This window comes from Prosthecobacter sp. (genome assembly GCF_044222345.1).
Lineage (GTDB): Bacteria > Verrucomicrobiota > Verrucomicrobiia > Verrucomicrobiales > Verrucomicrobiaceae > Prosthecobacter.
In genome coordinates, this window is the sequence record NZ_JBGANL010000162.1 from 1 (window position 1) to 2,264 (window position 2,264).

The following is a 2,264-nucleotide window of genomic DNA, read 5'->3' on the forward strand; positions in this document are numbered from 1 at the left end:
TGTTTGAATTCCTGACTGACAAGGCCGCGCTCGATCTCAGCGACAAGGATGGAATGAAGCAGGCAGAGGCCCTCGCCCGCATCATCAAGAGCGCACGCTCCGAGGACCGCCGCTTGCTCGATCAGCTCAATGAACGGGTAAAGGAACTCGAAGCCGAGAAGAAGCAGACCAGCGCCGCCGTCCTCGCCGCTGCTTCTGAGAAAGGCGCATCCCCGCAGCTCATTGAGAGCGTGCGCGCCGCGCTCAACTTCCGCCCGCCGCAATCCACCACCACGCCACCCCAAGCCTCTGCGGCTTGATCTGCCATGCCTGAAGCACTGCCAGCCCTGCATTTGACTCGTCACGCCATCCAGCGCGGTGAGGAGCGCCTGCGCCTCAGGCCAGACAGCCTGCTGCGCATGACCAGGCATGCCATGACCAAGGGCATGCCCATGGCCGAGACGCACGGGCATTTGCTGCGCTGGCTTGAGCAGCATGCATTGAAGCACGGCAAGGGAAGCCAGACCTGCATTCGTGACGGCATCGTGTTCGTGATCGAGAATGACACGCTCATCACGGTGCTGTTTCTGCCTGCCGAGCACCGCATGCAGGTGAAGAAATGGACGGCCAAAAACCGACAGCCCGCCAAATCGTCAACAAGCCTTAAAGACCCCCATTCTGGCGTGGTGACCCCGGAAACGGGCCGCGATGCCTTAAAAAGGGTCTCAAATGCTCTTAAATCGCCTGTTTCGGGCGGGTCTCAACCCGGAGGTGCCGTCTGATGGGTTACGCCGCTCCAGCCGCCCTGGCCTCCGAGCCGCCGAATTCCGGCATCAACATTCATGTGCCGACGCCGATGAAGGACCGCATCGCGGCGGTGCTGGCCAGCTACTTCCTGCCCTATCAGGAGAAGTGGATTCGGGACGAGTCGCGCAACAAGATCGCTGAGAAGTCCCGCCGCTGCGGTCTGACTTTCGCGGAAGAGTTTCGCCGCGTGGAGCGCATCAGCGCCCAGGGTGCACGCTATGACGCCTACATCACCTCCAAGGATGAAGGCCTCGCCAAGCAGTTCATCCGTGAGTCGAAGAACTTCGCCAACATGTTCGGCATGGTGGCCGATGACATCGGCGAGGTCGTCTTTGACAGGGACAAGGGGCACAGCGCCTTTGCTCTGGAGGCCGCGACTGGAAAGCGCATCTATTCGCTGAGCAGCAATCCCGACCAGCAGGCGGGCCGCGCTGGCGACCGCACGGCGGATGAGTACGCGCTGCACAAAGAGCAGCGCCAGCTCTACGCCATCATGAAGCCAGGCACGAAGTGGGGCGGGCAGCTCTCTATCTTCAGCACGCATCGCGGCGTGGGCAGCTACTTCAACCAGCTCATCAAAGAAGCGCGTGAAGGCGGGAACCCGAAGAAGTTCAGCCTGCACACCATCACGCTCACGCAGGCCGTCGAGCAGGGATTGTGGATCAAGATCCGCGACCAGCTGCCGGAGGACGACGAGCAGAAGCAATGGACGGATGAAGAGTTCCTTCAGGCATGCCGCGATGAAATGCCCGATGAGGAAAGCTTCAATCAGGAGTACATGTGCATCCCTGAAGACGATGCGGACAGCTACCTCCCCTGGGAGCTGCTCATCCCCGTCAGCAGCAAGACCATCATGGGCATTGACTGGCGTACGCTGCCAGGGCCGTTCTTCCTTGGCTATGACGTGGCGCGGAAAAAGGATCTCAGCGTCATCACGCTGTATCATCAGATCGGCAGCATGCTCGTCCAGTGCGCGGACATCCAGCTCGGCAAGATGACCTTCACGGCCCAGCAGCGTGTGCTTCATGCGCTGCTCGATGACAAGCGCATCAAGCGCGCCTGCATCGACGCCACCGGCATCGGGGCCATGATGGCGGAGCAGGCCGCAGAGAAGTATGGCACCGACCGCGTGACGCAGGTGATGTTCACCATGGCATCCAAGCAGGAGCTGGCCATTCCCTTCAAGCGCCGCTTCGAGGACAAGACCATCACCATCTATGATGACATCAAGCTCCACGCGGATCTGCGCAGCGTGAAGAAGATGACCACCAGCGCAGGCAATGTGATCTTCACCGCCGAGGCCGGTGCCAGCGACGGCCATGCCGACCGATTCTGGTCACACGCGCTCGCCGTCAATGCTGCCGAGGGACTGACCAACCCCGGCATCTTCGCCCGCCTGAAAAGCCTCATCAACCAGCGTGACACTCGCTCACGTGATCGCCGCCGCAGTCGCGGTGCCTTTGGTTGATTCCCCCTTC

3 protein-coding genes are annotated in these 2,264 nt (G+C 61.1%); all 3 read left to right on the top strand.

Annotated elements, in window-relative coordinates:
- Positions 1 to 299 (top strand): hypothetical protein (locus ACILSL_RS27630; protein ID WP_395735293.1); only part of this gene is annotated, 299 nt, incomplete at its 5' end.
- A 114-nt stretch (positions 300 to 413) separates the two neighbouring features.
- Positions 414 to 761: a hypothetical protein gene (locus ACILSL_RS27635; protein WP_395735294.1), complete on the top strand. Its 348-nt coding sequence runs from the start codon at positions 414 to 416 to the stop codon at positions 759 to 761.
- The gene (locus tag ACILSL_RS27640; RefSeq protein WP_395735295.1) at positions 761 to 2,254 is read left to right on the top strand and encodes a terminase large subunit domain-containing protein; all 1,494 of its coding nucleotides are present in this window, start codon (positions 761 to 763) and stop codon (positions 2,252 to 2,254) included. Before ACILSL_RS27635 ends, ACILSL_RS27640 begins: the two co-directional genes overlap by 1 nt.
- Positions 2,255 to 2,264: the final 10 nt, after the last annotated feature.